Raw genomic sequence first — 3,404 nt, forward strand, 5'->3', positions numbered from 1 at the left:
CTAGAATACCTACCATTCCATTTTAAAGCACAAGTCCCCCTACTCCCATGCCTATTTTTTATTACAACAGCATTCATACATTCAGGATTTTCATCTGCATTTTTAGAATTATATTTTAACTTTCCTTGCTTAAATAACATATCCCTATAAGCTTTATCATCAAGCTTAATATTTCTATAGAGAGCTATAACTTGATCACTGTCCTGTTCAATTCTAGCACTATCTTGAATATCACTAGAATCAATTTTCTCAATAGCCATATCTCCACCCTTTTTATCAACTATTCTATTAGCTTGAGCTAACAAAACAATACATATATCCTCTTCCATAGCAAGAGTCTTAAGTACTCCACTAACTTTTCCTAACCTATTAGTCATAAGATCCTTATCAGAAAAATCTATATATTTATTAATATAATCAACAAATACAACATCTAATTCATTTTGCATTTTATAAACTTTAATTTCATTAACAAACTTTTCAAAATCAGTTTCTGTTGATACATAAATTCTTTTATTTATTAATGTAGCCATAAAATTAGCAATGCTATCCTTATCCCCTTTTAATATAGTATCTTCAGTAATTGCTTTAGTAGATAATGAAAGGTAACTTCCTGCTATTTTACTAAAAACTTGACTTCTAGTCATTTCAGCACTACCATAAAAAATCTTATGTCCACTTAATGCCATGTTTGAAGCAAGCTGCAGAGAAAAAGTAGTTTTCCCTACTCCACTTCTAGCAAATACAGTTATAAGCCTTCCCTTTTGAAAATTTCCTAAATACTTATCAAGATATACTAATCCAGACCTTATTCCCTTGTCCCTATTTTCATCATAAAGCCAATTTATATATTCATCATACTGAGCGTCTATATCTATTTCCTTTTTAACACTACACTTATGAATTTTTATCTTAACATTTTCAATCTCATTTTCAATTTCCTCAAGCTCCATATCACTATTTACTTTATCCATAACTTCAAGATAAAGGTACTTTTTATAATTGCTTATTAATAATAATATTTTTGTGTTAAATGCTAAATCACTAGCACTACAAGTAAATATCTCTGAAACGTAATTCACTCCATCCATTTCATTAATATTCTTCTTATGGTATTCTAAAAAAGTTATTAAATCTATTTCTAGCTTTTCTTCAATCATCTCTAATATGCCTAAATAAATTCTCATATGTTTAGAATATAAAAACATTTCTGGCTTTATCTTCTCTCTAGCATTAATAGCAAGGCTACTCTCTTTAAGCATAGACCCTAAAATCTCTTGTTCTAATTGTATTTGATTATTACTTAACATCATCATAAAATTCTCCCCTTTGTACTCTTATAAATAAATTAATTGTTTTTATTCTATCCTGCAGTTCAGGAATAGTTTATTCTAGTCTATATAATCCTCAATATTTATCTTGAACTTTTCTTTCTCTCTTTCTTTCTGAAGCTTACGACTATAATTACGCCATATATCACCATCATTTAGAAATCTTTTAACCCCATTTTCTCTTCTTAAAAAGCTTACTAAGTTCCAGCTATAGTCGTAATAATGATCACTATAATAAATTTCATTATAGTTTTTTATAGCTAATATTACTTCATTTTCTCCATAAACATTAATTGCATATTCTATTGCATTTTTAATTGATGGATACAATATTTTCTCATTGTTAATTTCAGTTTCATTCCAAGCATTAAATATATTTATATATAATTTATTATTATATTTATTATATTTATTATTATTTAAATCATAGTTATCCTTCCCATATTCTAAAGAAATACAATCTTCATCAAGATAGCTATTTCTCTTATGTTGAGCATGTTTTTCATAGTCATTACTAACTGGTTCAATATAACTACCGGTATCATTATAACCATTTGTTATTTTGTTACCAGTATCAATATTGCCAGTGGTTATATTACTACTAGTATCTAAATTACCACTAGTCATATCATTACCTGGTTCTATATTACTACTAGTATTTTTATTATAAAAATCTCCAGCATAGTGATTTTCATCACTATACTGGTTTTCTTTATTACTATGGTCAAAGTTATTTTCAATAGTATGAAGATAATTCTTAATAACTCTATATTTATTAGTTCTTCCTACACTTTTTATTATTTCTATATATCCCTTATTCTCCAAGGACTTTAAAATCCCTAAGATCTTTTTTTTACACTTAGTTTGGAATGCATCCATCAAAGTTGCAATTGAAATAGCAATCTCATCTTTAACCTCTTTTATCATTGATATAAACATTAAGAACATATATCTTTCATCTTTATTAATATTTTTATCATTAAAAACATTTGTAATAACTTGACCATTAGTATTCATTATATTTCCTCCCTTTAAACCTTTACTTTAACTACCTAAATATCAAAGTCATACTCATGTAGCATTTTTTCTACAGTAGTTTCATATATTGAGCATAAATTTAAATGTGGTTGAATTGCTATAAGCCTTATTTTGCTGCACTCCATTCTAGATAAAAATTTATCTATAGCCCCTATTCCTAAAAGCTTAACTTCCTCATTGTCATATGCAGATATAACATTAACATTTGCTGAAAATAAAGTAATTACCTCTATAACATCTCTTCCTATTAAAATTACATCACAAGTTTTTGAAATAAAGTCATCACCATCTGGAACTTCTACATTTTCATTAAATAAAGCTCTTACATTTTCACTTTCCAGTTCCTCTATTCTATCAAGTATTACTTTAAAGGCTATAAATGATATCATTTCTACATAATCTGAAAAACCATATTTTAATCTTAAATTTATTATTGCTTCTTTAAATTCTTCTCTTTCAATAAACTCATAATGTTTTTTTAGCTTTAATATAGTCATTTCCCTTACTAATTCTTCATTTAATTTATTTGCTATATAATTGTTTTCCATAAATTTCTCCACCCTTCAATTGTTTTACCTATTGGTAATATATTACAACATAATTTTTTCATATTTTTAATAAACTTCTTAACTTAATTTTAAAAAATTCTTATATATGTATTAAGAATTTCACACTTTTTTCTTGTTGGTAACTTGTAATAAATTTTTATAAGATTTAAAGGCAGTAATAAGCCTTATTTTCATAATTCTTATTACTACCTATTCTTATTAAATTAACTCAATTTACTATACAGTAAACTTTGTAACAGCTCTTTCAGTTACTTGAGCTGAGTATTTTGATACTAAAGCTCCCTTTTTATTTTCAAAGATATTATTTTCAATTAAGCTATCCATTAAAGCTTGTACCTCATCATTTGTTATACCAGCCTTAACATCTGAAATTGAAATATTAGATTTCTCTCCACTTTCAGTTAAAAAAGTCATTGTTAATGTATATTCCATAATTCACGCACCCCCATATTATTATTCTTGAATT

4 protein-coding genes are annotated in these 3,404 nt (G+C 26.3%); all 4 read right to left on the minus strand.

Annotated elements, in window-relative coordinates; all coding sequences use genetic code 11:
• Window positions 1–1,316, minus strand: a 1,316-nt coding sequence (locus Q0G30_RS13930; protein WP_294391277.1) for a DnaB-like helicase C-terminal domain-containing protein, incomplete at its 3' end; no start/stop codon positions are given.
• Window positions 1,317–1,391: 75 nt separating this feature from the next.
• Window positions 1,392–2,348, minus strand: coding sequence for a hypothetical protein (locus Q0G30_RS13935; protein ID WP_294391282.1), 957 nt, complete (start codon window positions 2,346–2,348; stop codon window positions 1,392–1,394).
• 35 nt (window positions 2,349–2,383) lie between these two features.
• The gene (locus tag Q0G30_RS13940) at window positions 2,384–2,917 is read right to left on the minus strand and encodes a DUF2800 domain-containing protein (RefSeq protein WP_294391285.1); all 534 of its coding nucleotides are present in this window, start codon (window positions 2,915–2,917) and stop codon (window positions 2,384–2,386) included.
• 237 nt (window positions 2,918–3,154) lie between these two features.
• Window positions 3,155–3,370, minus strand: a complete 216-nt coding sequence (locus tag Q0G30_RS13945) for a DUF2922 domain-containing protein (RefSeq protein WP_195514953.1) — start codon at window positions 3,368–3,370, stop codon at window positions 3,155–3,157.
• Window positions 3,371–3,404: the final 34 nt, after the last annotated feature.

It is taken from the genome of uncultured Clostridium sp., assembly GCF_934754925.1.
In the GTDB taxonomy this organism is placed as follows: Bacteria; Bacillota; Clostridia; order Clostridiales; family Clostridiaceae; genus Clostridium.

Bases quoted from the DNA above. Each gene is read 5' to 3' on its own strand.
- Q0G30_RS13935 (WP_294391282.1), bottom strand. From the start codon at position 2,348: ATGAATACTAATGGTCAAGTTATTACAAATGTTTTTAATGATAAAAAT.
- Q0G30_RS13940 (WP_294391285.1), bottom strand. From the start codon at position 2,917: ATGGAAAACAATTATATAGCAAATAAATTAAATGAAGAATTAGTAAGG.
- Q0G30_RS13945 (WP_195514953.1), bottom strand. From the start codon at position 3,370: ATGGAATATACATTAACAATGACTTTTTTAACTGAAAGTGGAGAGAAA.